1 protein-coding gene is annotated in these 1,042 nt (G+C 46.3%); it reads left to right on the top strand.

Annotated elements, in window-relative coordinates:
• Nucleotides 1-248: 248 nt before the first annotated feature.
• Nucleotides 249-989, top strand: coding sequence for a DUF1963 domain-containing protein (locus ACED36_RS22070; RefSeq protein ID WP_371733827.1), 741 nt, complete (start codon nt 249-251; stop codon nt 987-989).
• Nucleotides 990-1,042: the final 53 nt, after the last annotated feature.

The following is a 1,042-nucleotide window of genomic DNA, read 5'->3' as shown; positions in this document are numbered from 1 at the left end:
TGTTGTTGACGGTTCATGGTGTTTCTCCTGTCCGCTGCCGGACTGGCAGGGTTGGGAGAAACGTAGGCGGTGTGGTGTTATTCTGCCGCATAGCGGCTTCGTTCAACAAATAATTTAAGAGTGATTCAGCACGCTTGGCATTTTTGGTTTGGGTTCTAGTTCAGTGATTTCGGTGGTCAAATTAAGTGCTGTGGTTGCGTGCTTCACCCCTTAATTGGGCGTTAGCCTCAAAAAGGAGTGCTCATACATTGAAGTATTTTGTTCCAGATATTCGAGTTAATGAGGATCTAGATCAACAAGAATCCTACCAAGACAAATTTGGTGGATTACCTTGGGGATTAGAAGAGTCTGGTTGGCCGTCTTGTTCAGAATGTAAAAAGCCTCAGAGCTTCCTTGCGCAGTTCAAGCATGATTCTAGAAGGCTCAATTTAGGAAGAGAGGGGAGGATTGTTTATATATTTCAGTGCAATCATGACCCCGGTATGTGTTCGACTTGGGAAGGTGGCTCCGGTGCTAACGCTTGCTTTGTCCTTGAACCAGAAAAATTAGTAGATAGGCTATGCATAGCGCCAGAAGAGGATGTACTAATCGAGAATGAAGCTCGTGTAGTAGATTGGCTAGAGCGTGATGATGGTATTTCTGATTCCAATATTCAGGCTTTCTTCGATGAGGAATTATACTATGAGCTTCCTGATGATATCGTTGAAAGTGCCACATCAGGCACCAAATTAGGTGGTGTCCCTGAATGGATACAAAGCCCATCGGAAGCTCCTGCGGGCGAGTGGGAGTTCATCGGTCAACTTGATAGTACTCATAGTTTTATTTATCCGCCACGGCATAACGTTGGCTGGGTCTCCGAGGATGGTGAACACTGGGAAGGGCGCACACATTACGGCGAAGGGCCAAATTACGGTGACGGTGGTATCGCCTATCTATTCATTAAAAGGACCGGAGTGTTTGCCGAAGGCTGGTTTTTCTGGCAGTGCTAAGGCTAACACATATGAGCCCTTCTCCGGTCAAGAGGCAATAGCTGTCTTTATGA

Source organism: Enterovibrio sp. FF113 (assembly GCF_041439165.1).
Taxonomy (GTDB): Bacteria; Pseudomonadota; Gammaproteobacteria; order Enterobacterales; family Vibrionaceae; genus Enterovibrio; species Enterovibrio norvegicus_A.
Note: the sequence above shows the minus strand (reverse complement) of the source record. Positions and strands in the feature narration are given on the sequence as shown.